Source organism: Xanthomonas campestris pv. campestris str. ATCC 33913 (assembly GCF_000007145.1).
GTDB classification, from domain to species: Bacteria; Pseudomonadota; Gammaproteobacteria; order Xanthomonadales; family Xanthomonadaceae; genus Xanthomonas; species Xanthomonas campestris.
Genome location: NC_003902.1, coordinates 2,637,814 through 2,654,977, shown reverse-complemented (window position 1 = coordinate 2,654,977; position 17,164 = coordinate 2,637,814). Strand labels below are relative to the sequence as shown.

Below are 17,164 nucleotides of genomic sequence, written 5' to 3'. Positions count from 1 at the left end.
GCTTTCCCGGGCCCCGGGGGAACCAAGGAAGAGCGTTTCGTGGCTGCTAAAAAAACTGCACAAAAGGCCGTCCAGGCCGCCAAGAAGTCCGCCAAGCCTGTTGCCAAGAAGGCCGCGGCGCCTGCCGCTGCCAAGCCGGCCGCCAAGAAGGCGACCCCGGCCGCCAAGCAACCGGTTGCCAAGAAGGCACCTGCGACCAAGACCGCTGCCAAGCCGGCGCCGGCCTCGAAACCCGCAGCGCCCAAGCCCGTGAAACCCGTCGCCAAGAGTGCTGCCAAGCCGGCGGCGAGCAAGGCAGCTCCGGCTGCCGCCAAGCCGGTCACCAAGCCGGTGGCCACCAAGTCCGTACCGAAGCCGGCCACCACGCCGGCTCCGGCCAAGTCAGTCCCGGTCAAGGCTGCCAAGCCCGCGCCCGCACCGGCCTCCAAGGCCGTCCCTGCGAAGCCGGCGAAGTCTGCGACCCCGTCATCCAAGAATCCCGTGCCCGTTTCGAAATCCTCAGCAAAAACGCCAACCAAAACCGAAGCCCCCGCCAAGCCCGCCGCGACCCGTCCGGTCGGCAAGGTGGCTGTGGCCGTGACCTCCAAACCGTCGGGCTCGACCCCGAAGGCCAAGTACAAGGTCGTCGACTACAAGACCGACGAAACCACCGGCCGCCCGATCCTGCCGCAGGGCTACAAGCCCTCCGCGGACGAGGAGTACATGAGCAAGCTGCAGCAGGAGTACTTCCGTCAGCGCCTGCAGCGTTGGCGCAACGAGATGGTGGAAGAGTCCAAGCAGACCATCGAGAACCTGCGCGAAGAAGTGCGTGACATCGGCGACGAAGCCGAACGTGCCACCCGCGAAACCGAGAACTCGCTCGAGTTGCGCGCGCGCGACCGTGCACGCAAGTTGATCTCCAAGATCGACAGCACGCTCAAGCGTCTGGAAGACGGCGACTACGGCTACTGCGTAGACACCGGCGAAGAGATCGGCCTGGACCGCCTGGAGGCGCGCCTGACCGCCGAGCGCACCATCGACGCCCAGGAGCGTTGGGAACACCTGCAGAAGCAGCAGGGCGACTGATCACCCGTTAGGGCGGTTGTCTACTATTGCGACCAAGCCCCGCCTAGTGCGGGGCTTTTGTCGTGGGCTACGCACCCGGCGGTGGTCAAGGGCAACTTCGCATTCGACAAGGTCCAGCGCCTGCCCGGCAACATCGGCTACGAGAAGTTCCGCCTCTTCGCCTACCCGTACCTGGCCGCAGCGACCGCGAGTTCGGCGACGGACTTCGTCGCTAATACCGATGCGCTGATCATTGACCTGCGCGATAACGGTGGCGGCGACCCGGCGACCCGGCGACCCGGCGACCCAGCGACCCGGCGACCCAGCGACCCAGCGACCCAGCGACCCGGCGATGGTGGCGTAGCTGGCCAGCTATCGGTTCGACACGCGCGTGCGCTTGCACGACATCGTGACCCGCAAGGGCGGAGTGACCGAGCAGGCCTGGACCACGCCGGGTCTGCCAGGGCAGGCTTTTGGTGGCAGCAAACCGGTGTACCTCCTGAACAGCCAGTAGACCTTTTGGGCAGCCGAGGACGTTGCGTATGCGCTGCAGGCGCTGGCGCGCGCCACGGTGGTGGGCGAGGTCACCGCTGGCGGTGCGCATCCAAGCCGCGGCTTCAAGATCAGTAACCAGGTTGTTGCGGTGGTGCCCTACGCCCGGTTAGTGAGCCCGATCACCCGCGGCAATTTGGAGCGCAGTGGCGTGATCCCCGACGTGGCGGTGCCGGCCGCACAGACGCAGCAGACGGCCTACCGATCAGGCGTGCAGGCGCTGATCGCTAGGGCGGCCAATGAAGGCGAGGCCGCGGGTTTGCGGGCGTTGCTGGAGGACCCAGCCAGTAGTTGTGTCGCGGTTGCGCGCGCATCGAAGCTTCACAACCAAAAGCAACGCACTTGTAGGAGCGCGCTTGCGCGCGAGAGGCGTTCCCGGGAATGCCCTTCGCGCGCAAGCGCGCTCCTACGTGGGCATGCGTTGATCGAAACGTCAGCTTAATGTATGGATCGCCAAGAAGCGGGGGCGGTAGTTCGCGCCACGCTGTGATCGCGGCGGCTGTCCAGGCGGCCGTGTATGTGCCGCCTACTTCCGCGATCGGCGGCGCACACTCTCGACCCTATTGCGTGCGCGGACTGCAGCGGCTACTGCAAGCACGACCCAGAGGCGGATGTGCAGCGCGTTGTGCAGCAGTCGCACACGCAACGCCTCACACGCGACAGCAATGCCCTACGTGGAGCATGCGTCGATGGAGATGCCAGCCCATCTACCGGTGGCCAAGAAGCCGCTGCGGTAGTCCGCGCCACGCTATGGTCGCGATGGCTCTCCATACTGCGCCAGCGGCGTCACGCATCGTCACGCATTGCTAGTAGTGGCTGTTCGCACGGCCGTATCTGCGCCGCCCATTTTCGCGAGCAGGCGCACGCAAACTCGACCACGCTACATGTAGCGGCTACTGCAGATCGCGCAGATCCAGCTTGCGCAATTTCGGCGCCTTCCACGCAGTGGTCGCCACCACGCCCAGGGTCACGCAGCCACCGATCACCACCGCCGGCACCAGGCCGACCAGCCGCGCCATCACCCCGTCGTAGAACGCGCCCAGCTCGTTGGACGAGCCGATGAAAATGCCGTTGATCGATGACACCCGGCCGCGCATCGCGTCCGGCGTGGCCAGTTGCAGGATGGTCTGGCGTACCACGACCGACACGCCGTCGCACATGCCGTAGGACAGCAGGATCGCCGCCGATAACCAGAAGTGGCGTGACAGGCCGAAGGCGATCGTGCACAGCCCGAACCCGGCCACCGACAGCAGCAGGATGCGCCCGGCGTTGCGCTGCAGCGGGTGCCGCGCCAGCCATACGCCGACCAGGATCGAGCCCAGCGCAGGTGCGCCGCGCAGGATGCCCAGCCCTTCCGGCCCGTAGTGCAGGATGTCGTGGATGAAGGCCGGCAGCATCGACACCGCACCGCCGAGCAGCACCGAGAACATGTCCAGCGCCATCGCGCCGAGCATGATCTGGTTGGACAACACGAACTGCGCGCCTTCGGCAATGCTGCGGAAGATCGGTGCACGCGGGCCTGCGTTGACCGGCTCGGTCACGCGCAGCAGGAACAGCGCCAGGATGGCCACCAGCGCCACGCTTGCCGCTACGCCATAGGCCAGGCCCTTGCCACCCCAGGCGACCAGCACGCCGCCCAGCGCCGGGCCGATCACCATGCCGGCCTGGAAGGTCACGCTGCCGATGCTGGCGCCACGCGCGAAGGCCTCGCGCGGCAGGGCGCGTGCGAACAAGGCGTTGTACACCGGCGACAGGAACGAGCGCGCGGCGCCGGTCAGCGCGATGGCCGCATAGATCGGCCACACGCCGTTGACTGGCAACCAGCCATGCGTGATGGCCGTCAGGATCAGGGCGGTGGCCACCAGGCCCAGCGCGGCCGTCATGCCGAGCCGGCGCCGCGGCAGATGGTCGACCAGATACCCGGCGAACGGCGCGATGCAGAAGAACGGCAGGATTTCCGCCAGCCCGATCAATCCCAGCGACAGCGGACTGCGGGTGATCTCGTAGATGTGCCAGCCCACCGTCACCGCAACGATCTGGTAGGACAGCATCGCGCTGACGCGGTACAGCAGGATCAACCCGAAGCCGGGGTAGGTCAGCAGCGTGCGCAGCGAGGCTGCCCGTGACGGCGTGGGCGTGCTCACTGCTGCGCGCGGGCGGTGTCGCGGATGAAGGCCAGCATCGCGGCCACGCCATTGCTGCGGGTCGGTGAGAGGTGCTTGGCCAGGCCGATTCCGGCGATGTAGTCCGGCTCGGTCGCCAGGATTTCCTGCGCGCTACGGCCCGAGTACACGCGCAGCGCCAGGTAGATCAGGCCGGAGACGATGGCCGAATCGCTGACCGCGTGGAAGTCCAGGCGCTCGGCGTTGCCCTCCGGCACGATCCACACCATCGACTGGCAGCCGTGCAGGCGGTGTTCTTCGCTCTTCCACTGTTCCGGGAAGGTGGGCAGCTTGCGGCCCAGGTCGATCAGGTACTGGTAGCGCTCGGACCAGTCGCCGAAGAAGGAAAACTCCTCGGCGATGGTGGCTTGCGCTTCGGCGGCGGTGGGTTCTAGCGGGAAGGGGGTGGTGGTCATCAATACTCCAGAATCATTCGCAAAATCCAGGGTCGTTCGGTCAAAGCCCCTCTCCCTCCGGAGCGAGAAAGCACGGTTTGCGCGCCACTGGCGCGCGGGCCTTGGAGCGCCCGCGCCGCCAGCGCGGGCCGGGGCGCGGGGGTTGGGGTGAGGGTACGGGCGAAGCTTCGCTGGAGTTCGATGCGGGTGGCTTCGCGCTTACCTCAAAAAAATCGATGCACGTGGCTTCGCTAGTACCCTCATCCGCCCCTGCGGGGCACCTTCTCCCGGAGGGAGAAGGGAATAAAGTCATGCGCGCTTCCAGCGCACGCCCTGCGCAGTGTCTTCCAGCACGATGCCTTCGTCGGCCAGCTGCTGGCGGATGGCATCGGCGCGGGCGAAATCCTTGGCTTTTTTCGCCGCGCTGCGTTCGTCGACCAGGGCGGCGATACGGGCATCGTCGCCGGCGTCGGCACCACGCGAAAACCACGCGGCCGGTTCCTGCTGCAGCAGCCCCAACGCGAGGCCCGCACCGAGCAGCTCGGCCTTCAACCGGGCCCGGTCGGCGGCGTCATTGGCCTTGCGTGCCTCGCCGGCGATGCGCGCCACTTCGGCCAGCGCCTGCGGGGTGTTGAGGTCGTCGTCCAGCGCGGCCTCGACCGGTGCGGGGATCACCGCGCTTGCAGCCACGTCATGCAGGTCGCGCAGCGTGCCGTACAGCCGGTCCAGGGTGTTCTTGGCCTGTTCGATCAAGCCATCCGACCAGTCCAGCGGTTGCCGGTAGTGCGCGCTCAACAACGCATAACGCAGCGCTTCGGGCGGGTGCTTGGCGATCAGGTCGTGCACGGTCTCGATGTTGCCCAGCGACTTGCTCATCTTGGCGCCGCTGAAGTTGAGCATGCCGTTGTGCAACCAGAACCGTGCGAAGACGGCGCCGCCGTGGGCGCACTCGCTCTGCGCAATTTCGTTTTCGTGATGCGGGAACTGCAGGTCCACGCCGCCGGCGTGGATGTCGATGGTCGGCCCGAGATGCGTGGCGGCCATTGCCGAGCATTCGATATGCCAGCCGGGGCGGCCGCGGCCCCACGGCGAGTCCCAGCCGGGCAGGTCGTCGCTGGAGGGCTTCCACAGCACGAAGTCGCCAGGGTCGCGTTTGTAGGGCGCCACATCGACGCGTGCGCCGGCCAGCATTTCATCGGGATCGCGGCGTGACAGCTTGCCGTAGTCGGCAAAGCTGGCCACCGCGAACAGCACATGGCCTTCGGCGGCATAGGCATGCGCGCTGGCGATCAGCTGTTCGATCATCGCCACGATCTGCGGGATGTGCGCGGTTGCCTCCGGCTCGATATCCGGCGGCACCACACCGAGCGCGGCCATGTCCTGGCGGTAGATCGCCGCGAAGCGGTCAGTGATGGTGGAGATCGGCACGCCCTGGGCCTGGGCGGCGGCGTTGATCTTGTCGTCCACGTCAGTGATGTTGCGTGCGTAGCGCAGCGCGCCATAGCGCCGGCGCAGCAGCGCCGCCAGCACATCGAACACCACCGGGCCACGCGCATTGCCGATATGCGCATAGTTGTAGACCGTGGGCCCGCACACATACAGGGTGGGGCTGGACGGATCGAGCGGTGCGAACGGCTCGACCCGCCGCGTCAGGTTGTTGTGCAGGCGCAGGCTCATCGGCATCTTGGCGAGGGTAACTGCGCGATTCTAGCCGGTCGCGGCGATGCGGCGAACCGGCAGACAAGCGATGGCAACGGATGGGCTGCGTTCAGCCCAAGGTCTCGCAAGCTCCATACACTTACGTATTGCTCTGCTCCGCCTCCTTGGTCCTGATGCGACTTCTCCCGTTCTCCATGCTGTGTGTGCTGGCCTGGCAGGCATTGCCGGTGCAGGCGGCAGAGCCCGACGTGAAAAACCGGGTGGTCGTGATCGAAAACGTCAAGCTGGACTATGCCCAGGTGCTTAACGTGGAGCCGGTCTACCAGACCTTGCGCGCCACCCGCATCGAAGAGCAGTGCGAGGCCGAGCAGGCCGCTGCGGTGGCCATTGCGCCCGTCGAGTCCGGCGAAGGCCGCATCAACCGGATGATGGATTCGGTCAAGGAAATGTTCTCGCGCCAGCCCGAGCCGGCCACCCCGGCGGCGGTGCCGCCGACCAGCACGCGGCGCAACTGCAAGGTGGTGGAAGTGCCGCGCGAGTTCCGCCGGCCGATCGCCTTCGACGTGGACTACGTCTACAAGGGCACCAAATACCGTTCCCGGCTGCCGGAAGACCCGGGCAACCGGCTGCGGATCCGGGTCTCGGTGACCCCGTACATTCCCGACGCCATCGTCGCGCCGCCGCGATGAGGCCCGCGGCGGTTGCGCCGTGCCCGCATGCGTGCGAGGATTCGCGCCCTATGCACGCAAACGCCTTTCAGCACGACAGCAGCGCCGCCCGGATGGCCTCCGGCATGACGTCGCGTGCCCGCCAACCGGAATCCCACATTTTCGCTGGGTAACCGGAGCGTTTTGCTGCCTGTTTCGAAAACCCAGCCCGCGGCTGGGTTTTTTCGTTTCGGGCCCGGGAAAAGTTTCACTCGCAAGAACCGCGCATTCCGCGCAACCCGCCGCTCGCGGCGGACCACGCAGCAGAAGTACGCAGCAAAGGATCGATCGATGTCACTGAAGCACTTCTTGAACACCCAGGACTGGAGCCGCGCCGAACTGGATGCGCTGTTGACCCAGGCCGCGTTGTTCAAACGCAACAAGCTGGGAAGCGAGCTGAAGGGCAAGTCGATCGCGCTGGTGTTCTTCAACCCGTCCATGCGGACCCGCACCAGCTTCGAGCTGGGCGCGTTCCAGCTGGGTGGGCATGCGGTGGTGCTGCAGCCGGGCAAGGATGCGTGGCCGATCGAATTCAACCTGGGCACGGTGATGGACGGCGATACCGAGGAGCACATCGCCGAGGTGGCGCGCGTGCTGGGGCGCTACGTCGACCTGATCGGAGTGCGTGCGTTCCCGAAGTTCGTCGACTGGTCCAAGGACCGCGAAGACCAGGTGCTCAAGAGCTTTGCCAAGTATTCGCCGGTGCCGGTGATCAACATGGAGACCATTACCCACCCGTGCCAGGAGCTGGCGCACGCGCTGGCGCTGCAGGAGCATTTCGGCACCCCGGACCTGCGCGGCAAGAAGTACGTGTTGACCTGGACCTACCACCCCAAGCCGTTGAACACCGCGGTAGCCAATTCGGCACTGACCATCGCCACGCGCATGGGCATGGACGTGACCCTGCTGTGCCCGACCCCGGACTACATCCTGGACGAGCGCTACATGGACTGGGCGGCGCAGAACGTGGCCGAAAGCGGTGGCTCGCTGCAGGTCAGCCACGACATCGACAGTGCCTATGCCGGCGCCGATGTGGTGTACGCCAAGAGCTGGGGCGCGTTGCCGTTCTTCGGCAACTGGGAGCCGGAAAAGCCGATCCGCGACCAGTACCAGCATTTCATCGTCGACGAACGCAAGATGGCGCTGACCAACAACGGCGTGTTTTCGCACTGCCTGCCGCTGCGTCGCAACGTCAAGGCTACTGATGCGGTGATGGATTCGCCCAATTGCATCGCCATCGACGAGGCCGAAAACCGCCTGCATGTGCAGAAGGCGATCATGGCAGCGCTGGTGGGTCAGAGCCGCCCGTGAGCCAGCACACGCATCGTTATGCCGCCCGTGTCACCTGGACCGGTGACCGCGGGCAGGGCACGCACAGCTATCGCAGTTACGGCCGCGAGCACGAGATTGCCATCGCCGGCAAGCCGCCGATCGTCGGGTCGTCGGATCCGCTGTTTCGCGGCGACGCGGGGCTGCACAATCCCGAGGACCTGCTGGTGTCGTCGCTGTCGGCCTGCCACATGCTGTGGTACCTGCACCTGGCTGCCGAGTCCGGCATCGTGGTGCGCGGCTATGTGGACGATGCGATCGGCAGCATGTTCACCGACGCCGACAGCGGCCGTTTCAGCGAGGTGGTGCTCAAGCCCACGGTGACCATTTCCGCAGGCGACCCCGCCACCGCGGACGCCCTGCATCATCTCGCGCATCAAGCCTGTTTCATCGCCAATTCGGTCAACTTCCCGGTGCGCTGCGAACCGCGCATCGTGGTGACGGACTAACTTTTCTCCCTTGCCCCCAGGAACTTCGTCATGAGCAGCAAAGATATCGTCCTCGCTTTCTCCGGTGGCCTCGACACCAGCTTCTGCATTCCGTACCTGCAGGAGCGCGGCTATGCCGTGCACACCGTGTTCGCCGATACCGGCGGTGTGGATGCCGAAGAACGCGATTTCATCGAGAAGCGCGCCGCCGAGCTGGGCGCAGCCAGCCATGTCACCGTCGATGGCGGCCCGGCGATCTGGGAAGGCTTCGTCAAGCCGTTCGTGTGGGCCGGCGAGGGCTACCAGGGCCAGTACCCGTTGCTGGTGTCCGACCGTTACCTGATCGTCGATGCTGCGCTCAAGCGCGCCGAAGAACTGGGCACGCGGATCATCGCGCACGGCTGCACCGGCATGGGCAACGATCAGGTGCGTTTCGACCTGGCGGTAAAGGCGCTGGGCGACTACCAGATTGTGGCGCCGATTCGCGAGATCCAGAAAGAACACACCCAGACCCGCGCCTACGAGCAAAAGTACCTGGAAGAGCGCGGCTTCGGCGTGCGTGCCAAGCAGAAGGCCTACACCATCAACGAGAACCTGTTGGGCGTGACCATGTCCGGCGGCGAGATCGATCGCTGGGAAGCACCGGGCGAAGGCGCACGCGGCTGGTGTGCACCGCGTAGCGCGTGGCCGACCGAAGCGTTGACGGTGACGCTGAAGTTTGTCGAAGGCGAGGCCGTGGCGCTGGACGGCAAGGCCCTGCCAGGTGCGCAGATCCTGGCCAAGCTCAACACCTTGTTCGCGCAGTACGGCGTGGGCCGTGGCGTGTACACCGGCGACACCGTGATCGGCCTGAAGGGCCGCATCGTGTTCGAAGCGCCGGGCCTGATCTCGCTGCTCACCGCGCACCGTGCGCTGGAAGACGCGGTGCTGACCAAGCAGCAGAACCGCTTCAAGCCGGACGTGGCGCGCAAGTGGGTGGAGCTGGTGTACGAGGGCTTCTACCACGACCCGCTCAAGACCGATATCGAGGCGTTCCTGAAGTCGTCGCAGTCCAAGGTCAATGGCGAAGTCACGCTGGAAACTCGCGGTGGCCGCGTCGATGCGGTGGCGGTGCGTTCGCCGCACCTGCTCAACGCCAAGGGCGCGACCTACGCCCAGTCGGCCGACTGGGGCGTGGAAGAGGCCGAGGGGTTCATCAAGCTGTTCGGCATGAGCTCCACGCTGTATGCGCAGGTCAACCGCTGAGGTTTCCAGGCACGTAGGCAAAGCCCCTCTCCCCTCGGGAGAGGGGTTGGGGTGAGGGTACGGGCAAAGCTCCCGCAATGTGCAGTGCACTAGGCTTCGCCCGTACCCTCATCCGCCCCTTTGGGGCACCTTCTCCCGGAGGAAGAAGGAATCGCTTCGATGAGATTTACCAGTCGTTTGCGCGCCTCCGTGCTTTGCACACTTTCATCCAGCCGCCACTTCGGACCATTGATCAAACCGACATGACCGATCTACTCGCCTCCACCCTCGAACACCTGGAAACGCTGGTGTCCTTCGACACCCGCAATCCGCCGCGTGCGATCGCTGCCGAAGGTGGCATCTTCGATTATCTGCGTGCGCAGTTGCCCGGTTTCCAGGTCGAAGTGATCGATCATGGCGATGGGGCAGTGAGCCTGTACGCGGTGCGTGGCACGCCGAAGTACCTGTTCAATGTGCATCTGGACACGGTGCCGGATTCGCCGCACTGGAGCGCCGATCCGCACGTGATGCGGCGCACCGAGGACCGGGTGATCGGCCTGGGCGTCTGCGACATCAAGGGCGCGGCCGCGGCGTTGGTAGCGGCCGCCAATGCCGGCGATGGCGATGCGGCGTTTCTGTTTTCGTCCGACGAAGAAGCCAATGACCCGCGCTGCATCGCGGCGTTTCTGGCGCGTGGCTTGCCGTATGACGCCGTGCTGGTGGCCGAGCCGACCATGAGCGAGGCGGTGCTGGCGCATCGCGGCATCAGCTCGGTGCTGATGCGCTTTGCCGGCCGTGCCGGGCATGCGTCCGGCAAGCAGGATCCGGCTGCCAGCGCGCTGCACCAGGCGATGCGCTGGGGCGGCAAGGCGCTGGATCATGTCGAGTCGCTGGCGCACGCGCGTTTCGGCGGGCTGACCGGTTTGCGCTTCAACATCGGCCGCGTCGATGGCGGCATCAAGGCCAACATGATCGCGCCGGCGGCCGAACTGCGCTTTGGCTTCCGGCCGCTGCCGTCCATGGATGTGGATGGCCTGCTGGCGACCTTTGCCGGGTTTGCCGATCCGGCTGCGGCGCATTTCGAAGAAACCTTTCGCGGCCCCAGCCTGCCATCGGGCGACATCGCACGTGCCGAAGAGCGTCGCCTGGCGGCGCGCGATGTGGCCGATGCGCTGGACCTGCCGATCGGCAATGCGGTGGACTTCTGGACCGAGGCCTCGCTGTTTTCGGCCGGCGGCTACACCGCACTGGTTTATGGCCCGGGCGATATTGCCCAGGCGCACACCGCCGACGAGTTCGTGACGCTGGCGCAGTTGCAGCGCTACGTCGAGTCGGTCAACCGCATCATCAACGGCTCGCACTGAGCCTGCGTTCCGCGCCTGGCGCGGCCATTCCTCCCAACGATCACCGCAATGTCCCTTCCTGCACAGCCCCACAAACAGACCCGCCAGACCATCGTGCGCCTGCTTTCGAGCATGGCCAGCGCGAAAGAGATCAGCCAGTACCTGAAGCGTTTCTCGCAGCTGGACGCCAAGCGCTTTGCGGTGGTCAAGGTGGGCGGCGCGGTGTTGCGCGACGACCTGGAGGCGCTGACCTCGTCGTTGTCGTTCCTGCAGGAAGTAGGGCTCACCCCGATCGTGCTGCACGGCGCGGGCCCGCAGCTGGATGCCGAGCTATCGGCCGCCGGCATCGAAAAGCAGACCGTCAACGGCCTGCGCGTGACCTCGCCGCATGCCCTGGCGATCGTGCGCAAGGTGTTTCAGGCCTCCAACCTCAAGCTGGTGGAAGCGCTGCAGCAGAACGGCGCGCGTGCGACTTCGATCACCGGCGGCGTTTTTGAAGCCGAATATCTGAATCGCGACACCTACGGCCTGGTCGGCGAGGTCAAGGCAGTGAATCTGGCGCCGATCGAGGCCAGCCTGCAGGCCGGTTCGATCCCGGTGATCACCAGCCTGGGCGAGACCCCGAGCGGGCAGATCCTCAACGTCAACGCCGATTTTGCCGCCAACGAATTGGTGCAGGAACTGCAGCCGTACAAGATCATCTTCCTCACCGGCACCGGCGGCTTGCTGGATGCCGAAGGCAAGCTGATCGACTCGATCAACCTGTCCACCGAATACGACCATCTGATGCAGCAGCCGTGGATCAACGGCGGCATGCGGGTGAAGATCGAACAGATCAAGGATCTGCTCGATCGGCTGCCGCTGGAGTCGTCGGTGTCGATCACCCGGCCGGCGGATCTGGCCAAGGAACTGTTCACCCACAAGGGTTCCGGCACGTTGGTGCGGCGTGGCGAGCGCGTACTGCGCGCGACCTCGTGGGACGAACTGGATCTGCCGCGGCTCACCTCGCTGATCGAATCCAGCTTCGGCCGTACGCTGGTGCCCGATTACTTCAGCAACACCAAGTTGCTGCGTGCCTATGTCAGCGAGAACTATCGCGCGGCGGTGATCCTCACCGATGAGGGCATGCTGGGTGCAAGCGCGCTGATCTATCTGGACAAGTTTGCCGTGCTCGACGATGCGCAAGGCGAGGGCCTGGGCCGTGCGGTCTGGAACGTGATGCGCGAAGAAACCCCGCAGCTGTTCTGGCGCTCGCGTCACAACAACCAGGTCAACATCTTCTACTACGCCGAATCCGACGGCTGCATCAAGCAGGAAAAGTGGAAGGTGTTCTGGTATGGGCTGGAGAACTTCGAGCAGATCCAGCACTGCGTGGCGCATTGCGCGACGCGTCAACCCACCTTGCTGGGGTGAGTGCAATGACGGCCGCCGCATCGCAAACGCTCTGGCGCGAGGTGCCCACCTTGCGCGGCCAGCACGTCACGCTGGAGCCATTGCGCGCTGCCCACGCCGATGGCTTGCGTGCGGCAGTGGCCGATGGCGCGTTGTCGCGCCTGTGGTACACCAGCGTGCCCAGTGCTGCGCAAGTCGATGACTACATCGCCGCCGCGTTGGCAGCGCAGGCGGACGGCACTGCGCTGCCGTTCGTGGTGCGCGATGCGGCGGGCGAGATCGCCGGCAGCACGCGCTACTACGCACTGGATGCGTCGGTGCCGAAGCTGTCGATCGGCTACACCTGGTACGCGCCGCGGGTGCAGCGCACCGGCCTCAATACCGAGGCAAAACGTCTGCTGCTTGGGCATGCCTTTGAAACGCTCGGCTGCCTGAGCGTGGTGTTCGAGACCAGCTGGTTCAATCACACCTCGCGCGCGGCCATCGCGCGGCTGGGTGCAAAGCAGGACGGGGTGCTGCGCAATCACACGCGCCACGCCGACGGCACGCCACGCGACACCGTGGTGTTTTCCATCATCAATGCGGAATGGGCCGGGGTGAAACGCCACCTGCAGTTCCGCCTGGACGCACACGCATGACTGTTCAACCAACCACCATCGGCATTGTGGGCGCACGCGGCCATACCGGCGCGGAGCTGATCAAGCTGATTGCCGCGCACCCGCAGTTGCAGCTGGTGTTCGTGTCCTCGCGCGAGCTCGCCGGCCAGCGCGTGGCCGAGCACAGCGATGGCTATGAGGGCGAGCTGCGCTATGAAAGCCTGGACGCCGACGCGGTGGCTGCCAAGGCCGCGGACGTGGTGATCCTGGCATTGCCCAACGGCAAGGCCGAGCCCTTCGTGGCGGCCATCGATGCCAGCCGGCCGCAGACGTTGCTGATCGACCTGTCGGCCGACTACCGCTTCGATCCGGCCTGGTATTACGGCTTGCCGGAGCTTACCCGCCACACCTACGCCGGGCAGCGCCGCATCAGCAATCCCGGCTGCTATGCCACGGCCATGCAGCTGGCGATCACGCCGCTGCGCGAGCAACTGGCAGGGCCGCCGCAGTGCTTTGGCGTCTCCGGCTATTCCGGTGCGGGCACCACGCCTTCAGACAAGAACAATCCCGCGTTGCTGGCCGACAACCTGATGCCGTACGCGCTGACCAACCACATGCACGAGCGCGAAGTCTCCGCGCAGCTCGGCGTGCCGGTGGAATTCATGCCGCATGTGGCGCCGCATTTCCGCGGCATCACCATGACCGTGAACCTGTGGCTGCAGCAGCCGTTGACGCGCGAGCAGATCCACGCACGCTACCTGGAGCGGTATGCGCATGAGCCCTTGATCGAGATCGTGGACGAGGCGCCGTGGGTGAGCCGTATCGCCGGCACCCAGGGCGTGCAGATCGGTGGGTTCACCATGGCGCCGGGCAACAAGCGCGTGGTGGTGGTGGCAACGCTGGACAACCTGCTCAAGGGTGCGGCCACGCAGGCCATGCAGAACCTCAACCTGGCGCTGGGCTGGGACGAATTGACCGCAATTGGCTGATGCGCGTCCCTCGCAAGCGCCCGCACATCCATCTGCGGGGATTCAATTGGACGACTTATTTCGAGACGCTTTCCGATGACCAATCTGTTGTGGCAAAAACCCGGCGTGGCGGTGGACGCCAAGATCCAGACCTTCCTGGCCGGCGATGACGTCATCCTGGACCGCGAGTTCTTCCTGTATGACATCGCGGCCAGCAAGGCGCATGCGCAGGGGCTGCAGCACATCGGCATCCTGTCGCTGGAGGAACTGGGCGGGCTGAGCGAGCAGCTGGATCTGCTGGCCGACGACTTCCGTAGCGGCGCGTTCGTGCTCGATGCGCATTACGAGGATTGCCATTCGGCCATCGAAGCGCGGCTGACCGAATGCCTGGGCGATGCCGGCCGCAAGATCCACACCGGGCGCAGCCGCAACGACCAGATCCTGGTGGCCACGCGGCTATGGTTGAAGGACAAGCTGCAGCGCGTGGCCGCGCTCAGCACCGAGGTGGCCAAGGTGGCGCTGGACCGCGCACAGGCCGAAGCCGAGCTACCGGTGCCCGGCTACACGCACATCCAGCGAGCGGTGGTGTCCTCGGCCGGCATGTGGTGGGCGGGGTGGGCCGAGGCCTTCATCGACAACGCCGTGCGCGCCAACGACACCTTCAAGCTGGTAGACACCAACCCGCTGGGCACCGCCGCGGGTTATGGCGTCAATCTGCCGCTGGACCGAGCGCACACCACCGCCGAACTTGGCTTCGCGCGCCTGCAGGTCTCGCCCATCTACGCACAGCTCTCGCGTGGCAAGTTCGAACTGGCTGCACTGGAAGCGCTGGGTGGCGCAACGCTGGACCTGCGCCGGATTGCCTGGGATCTGTCGTTGTTCACCAGCGGCGAATTCGCCTTTGTCGCGCTGCCGGCGCAGTACACCACGGGCAGTTCGATCATGCCGAACAAGCGCAACCCCGATGTCATCGAATTGATGCGCGCCACCCACGCCAGCGTGGCAGCGGCGCGCACCGAGATCGAACAGCTGCTGTCGCTGCCGTCCGGCTACCACCGCGATCTGCAGAGCAGCAAGGGCGCGATCGTGCACGGCTTTGCGCGCGGCCTGGCCGCGCTGGAGCTTTTGCCGGCCTTGCTGGCCAACCTGGAATGGCGGCCGGACAAGCTGCGTTCGGCGATCGATTCGGGCATGTACGCCACCGATGTGGCGGTGGAAGCCGCCGTGGCCGGGGTGCCGTTCCGCGACGCCTACAAGGCGGCCGCCGCCGCGTCTGACAGCGCAGGGCAGGGACGCACACCGGAAGGCAGCCTGGCCGCACGCGTGTCGCCCGGTGCGGCGGCCGACCTGCAGCTGGATGTGCTGCGCGCCCGCTGGGAGGCGCTGCAGTGATCCCCACCCTCAGTGCCGACACCGCCGAGCACTATCCCTGGGGCGAGGCCTGCGATGGCTGGCACCTGCTGCGCGACCCGGGGCTCAGCGTGCTCGAAGAGCACATGCCACCGGGCGCGATGGAGCAACGCCACCGGCATAGCCGTGCACGGCATTTTTTCTATGTGCTCGCCGGCGAGGTGATGCTGCAGGTGGATGGCGAGCAGCACGTGCTCAAGGTGGGCCAGGGCCTGCATGTGACGCCCGGCTCGACGCATCAGATGCACAACCTGTCCGACGAGCAGGCGCGGTTCCTGGTGATTTCCACGCCGCATGGCAAGGCCGAGCTTACGACCACTGCCGGCGCCCCTGTGGCCACCGCCGCCGTGGTTGCACCGGGCGCCGCGCCAACGGAGGCCGACTGATGGCCAAGCGCTATCTGGTCCTGGCGATGCGCCAGCCCGACTTCCCGGCCGATGTGGTGCAGCCGCATCGCGATTTTCTGGATGCGCTGCGAGCCGCAGGTCAACTGGAGTTGACCGGGGGCTTCAGCGACGGCAGCGGTGGCGCGTACGTATTGATCAATGTCGAGGGTCTGGCGCAGGCGCAGCAGATCGTGGCGCAGGATCCCCTGGCCGTGCGCGGTGCCTCCACGCTGACGGTGTACGAATGGAACGCGCAGTGAGGCTGCACATCCGCGTGGCACACGTGGTGATCGCTGCCGCAATCACTAGGGCACGGCCATGACCCAGCCGGTCGTCGCGACCTCGCTGTTTACCGAGCAGGTGCTGCCGCCGTGGCGGCGCGCAGTGCTCAAGGTCGGCAGCAGCCTGCTGGCGGCCGATGGCGGCGGCCTGTCGCCGCGGTTTGCGCTGGGCCTGGCGCAGTTTGTATCGGCCAATCTGGCGGCGGGGCGCGAAGTGGTGATCGTCTCGTCCGGCGCGGTGGCGGCCGGGCGCGCCATCCTGCCCAAGGCAGCCGAAGCTGGCGCCGCCATCGCTGCGCGCCAGGCACTGGCCGCGCTGGGCCAGGCGCAGTTGATCGCGTTGTGGCAGCGCTTTTTCGAGCGCCCGGTGGCGCAGGTGCTGCTCACCCACGACGACCTGCGCAACCGCCGCCGCTACCTCAATGCGCGCGCCACGCTGGGCGAACTGTTGCGGCTGGGCGCATTGCCGGTGATCAACGAGAACGACACCGTGTCGGTGGATGAACTCAAGCTCGGCGACAACGACAACCTGGCCGCGATCGTGGCCGCGCTGGTCGATGCCGATGCCTTGTTCATCGCCACCGATATCGATGGCCTGTACAGCGCCGACCCGCGCAGCAACCCGCTGGCACGCCCGCTCGACGAGGTGGCCGAACTCAGCGCCGAGGTGCTGGCGATGGCCGGCGGCAGCGGCAGCAGCGTGGGCACCGGCGGCATGCGCACCAAGCTGGAAGCCGCCGCCAAGGCCGGTGCGGCCGGGATCGAAACCTATCTGTTCAACGGCCGCAGTGCCGAGGTGGTGCGCGGGCTGGCGCAGGACCGGCTGTGCGGCACGCGCATCCACGCCGCGCGCACGCGCATTGCCGCGCGCAAATACTGGCTGCGGCATGCGCCGGTGGAGCCGGGCACGATCCTGATCGACGCCGGCGCCGCGCTGGCGCTCACCGACAAGGGCGCCTCGCTGCTACCCGGTGGCGTGGCCGGTGCCGAAGGCGATTTCCGCCGTGGCGACATGGTGGAAATCCACCTGCGCGACAGCGTGGGCAGCCGCTGCCTGGCACGTGGCGTGAGCCAGTATTCGGCACTTGATGTGCGCCGCATCGCCCGCCGCCATTCGCGCGAGATCGAACCGATCCTCGGCTACAGCTACGGCGAGAATGTGGTGCATCGTGATGATCTGGTAGTTTTGTAGCCGCGAATCGGGAATCGGGACTTGGGAATCGCAACAGCGCTTACACCCGTGGTGTTTCCGATGCTCAGACGTGAACGACGCAGTGATGCAGGCCGT

The 17,164-nt window shown here is 66.2% G+C and carries 17 protein-coding genes; 14 read left to right on the top strand and 3 right to left on the bottom strand.

The features are described from left to right. Nucleotides 1-39: 39 nt before the first annotated feature. Together dksA and XCC_RS22425 are read left to right on the top strand one after the other, a co-directional pair. Nucleotides 40-1,065 carry an RNA polymerase-binding protein DksA gene (gene dksA, locus XCC_RS11745; protein WP_011037399.1) on the top strand — a complete coding sequence of 342 codons (1,026 nt, stop codon included), beginning with the start codon at nt 40-42 and terminating at the stop codon, nt 1,063-1,065. Between the two features lie 550 nt (nt 1,066-1,615). Continuing rightward, nucleotides 1,616-2,038, top strand: coding sequence for a hypothetical protein (locus XCC_RS22425; protein ID WP_341809779.1), 423 nt, complete (start codon nt 1,616-1,618; stop codon nt 2,036-2,038). Between the two features lie 451 nt (nt 2,039-2,489). On the opposite strand, the gene XCC_RS11735 is transcribed toward XCC_RS22425, so the two are convergent. The 3 genes from XCC_RS11735 to cysS form a co-directional block, all read right to left on the bottom strand. After that, the gene (locus XCC_RS11735) at nt 2,490-3,740 is read right to left on the bottom strand and encodes an MFS transporter (protein ID WP_011037397.1); all 1,251 of its coding nucleotides are present in this window, start codon (nt 3,738-3,740) and stop codon (nt 2,490-2,492) included. Beyond that, a complete protein-coding gene (locus tag XCC_RS11730; protein WP_014507936.1) occupies nt 3,737-4,174 on the bottom strand; it encodes a SufE family protein in 438 nt (145 codons plus the stop codon). Before XCC_RS11730 ends, XCC_RS11735 begins: the two co-directional genes overlap by 4 nt. A 288-nt stretch (nt 4,175-4,462) precedes the next feature. Beyond that, a complete protein-coding gene (gene cysS / locus XCC_RS11725; protein WP_043877745.1) occupies nt 4,463-5,830 on the bottom strand; it encodes a cysteine--tRNA ligase in 1,368 nt (455 codons plus the stop codon). A gap of 155 nt (nt 5,831-5,985) precedes the next feature. Here cysS and XCC_RS11720 point away from each other — a divergent pair, with 155 nt between their 5' ends. The 12 genes from XCC_RS11720 (at nt 5,986) to proB (ending at nt 17,068) form a co-directional block, all read left to right on the top strand. Further along, nucleotides 5,986-6,501, top strand: coding sequence for a hypothetical protein (locus tag XCC_RS11720; protein ID WP_011037394.1), 516 nt, complete (start codon nt 5,986-5,988; stop codon nt 6,499-6,501). Nucleotides 6,502-6,810: 309 nt separating this feature from the next. Next, nucleotides 6,811-7,830 (top strand): N-acetylornithine carbamoyltransferase, encoded by a 1,020-nt coding sequence (locus tag XCC_RS11715; protein ID WP_011037393.1) that lies wholly within the window; start codon nt 6,811-6,813, stop codon nt 7,828-7,830. After that, entirely contained in the window at nt 7,827-8,297 is a 471-nt protein-coding gene (locus tag XCC_RS11710) for an OsmC family protein (protein WP_011037392.1), read from the top strand. Before XCC_RS11715 ends, XCC_RS11710 begins: the two co-directional genes overlap by 4 nt. Before the next feature lie 30 nt (nt 8,298-8,327). Further along, nucleotides 8,328-9,521: an argininosuccinate synthase gene (locus XCC_RS11705; RefSeq protein ID WP_011037391.1), complete on the top strand. Its 1,194-nt coding sequence runs from the start codon at nt 8,328-8,330 to the stop codon at nt 9,519-9,521. A 242-nt stretch (nt 9,522-9,763) separates the two neighbouring features. After that, entirely contained in the window at nt 9,764-10,864 is a 1,101-nt protein-coding gene (locus XCC_RS11700) for an acetylornithine deacetylase (RefSeq protein WP_011037390.1), read from the top strand. A gap of 48 nt (nt 10,865-10,912) precedes the next feature. Continuing rightward, complete coding sequence (locus tag XCC_RS11695) at nt 10,913-12,256, top strand: acetylglutamate kinase (RefSeq protein WP_011037389.1); 1,344 nt, start codon at nt 10,913-10,915, stop codon at nt 12,254-12,256. A gap of 5 nt (nt 12,257-12,261) precedes the next feature. Further along, nucleotides 12,262-12,873, top strand: a complete 612-nt coding sequence (locus XCC_RS11690; RefSeq protein ID WP_011037388.1) for a GNAT family N-acetyltransferase — start codon at nt 12,262-12,264, stop codon at nt 12,871-12,873. Beyond that, nucleotides 12,870-13,820 (top strand): N-acetyl-gamma-glutamyl-phosphate reductase, encoded by a 951-nt coding sequence (argC, locus tag XCC_RS11685; protein ID WP_011037387.1) that lies wholly within the window; start codon nt 12,870-12,872, stop codon nt 13,818-13,820. Before XCC_RS11690 ends, argC begins: the two co-directional genes overlap by 4 nt. 75 nt (nt 13,821-13,895) lie before the next feature. Further along, nucleotides 13,896-15,191 carry an argininosuccinate lyase gene (locus tag XCC_RS11680; protein WP_011037386.1) on the top strand — a complete coding sequence of 432 codons (1,296 nt, stop codon included), beginning with the start codon at nt 13,896-13,898 and terminating at the stop codon, nt 15,189-15,191. Next, entirely contained in the window at nt 15,188-15,595 is a 408-nt protein-coding gene (locus XCC_RS11675) for a cupin domain-containing protein (protein ID WP_011037385.1), read from the top strand. Before XCC_RS11680 ends, XCC_RS11675 begins: the two co-directional genes overlap by 4 nt. Beyond that, a complete protein-coding gene (locus tag XCC_RS11670; protein WP_016944477.1) occupies nt 15,595-15,855 on the top strand; it encodes a YciI family protein in 261 nt (86 codons plus the stop codon). Before XCC_RS11675 ends, XCC_RS11670 begins: the two co-directional genes overlap by 1 nt. A gap of 58 nt (nt 15,856-15,913) precedes the next feature. Then, the gene (gene proB, locus XCC_RS11665) at nt 15,914-17,068 is read left to right on the top strand and encodes a glutamate 5-kinase (RefSeq protein ID WP_011037383.1); all 1,155 of its coding nucleotides are present in this window, start codon (nt 15,914-15,916) and stop codon (nt 17,066-17,068) included. Nucleotides 17,069-17,164 lie beyond the last annotated feature (96 nt).

Excerpts from the sequence above, each read along its gene's own strand:
- XCC_RS11680 (WP_011037386.1), top strand. The coding sequence starts at position 13,896 with ATGACCAATCTGTTGTGGCAAAAACCCGGCGTGGCGGTGGACGCCAAG.
- cysS (WP_043877745.1), bottom strand. The coding sequence starts at position 5,830 with ATGAGCCTGCGCCTGCACAACAACCTGACGCGGCGGGTCGAGCCGTTC.
- XCC_RS11700 (WP_011037390.1), top strand. The coding sequence starts at position 9,764 with ATGACCGATCTACTCGCCTCCACCCTCGAACACCTGGAAACGCTGGTG.
- XCC_RS11720 (WP_011037394.1), top strand. The coding sequence starts at position 5,986 with ATGCGACTTCTCCCGTTCTCCATGCTGTGTGTGCTGGCCTGGCAGGCA.
- XCC_RS11705 (WP_011037391.1), top strand. The coding sequence starts at position 8,328 with ATGAGCAGCAAAGATATCGTCCTCGCTTTCTCCGGTGGCCTCGACACC.
- XCC_RS11695 (WP_011037389.1), top strand. The coding sequence starts at position 10,913 with ATGTCCCTTCCTGCACAGCCCCACAAACAGACCCGCCAGACCATCGTG.
- XCC_RS11670 (WP_016944477.1), top strand. The coding sequence starts at position 15,595 with ATGGCCAAGCGCTATCTGGTCCTGGCGATGCGCCAGCCCGACTTCCCG.
- XCC_RS11730 (WP_014507936.1), bottom strand. The coding sequence starts at position 4,174 with ATGACCACCACCCCCTTCCCGCTAGAACCCACCGCCGCCGAAGCGCAA.
- argC (WP_011037387.1), top strand. The coding sequence starts at position 12,870 with ATGACTGTTCAACCAACCACCATCGGCATTGTGGGCGCACGCGGCCAT.
- XCC_RS11690 (WP_011037388.1), top strand. The coding sequence starts at position 12,262 with ATGACGGCCGCCGCATCGCAAACGCTCTGGCGCGAGGTGCCCACCTTG.
- XCC_RS11715 (WP_011037393.1), top strand. The coding sequence starts at position 6,811 with ATGTCACTGAAGCACTTCTTGAACACCCAGGACTGGAGCCGCGCCGAA.
- proB (WP_011037383.1), top strand. The coding sequence starts at position 15,914 with ATGACCCAGCCGGTCGTCGCGACCTCGCTGTTTACCGAGCAGGTGCTG.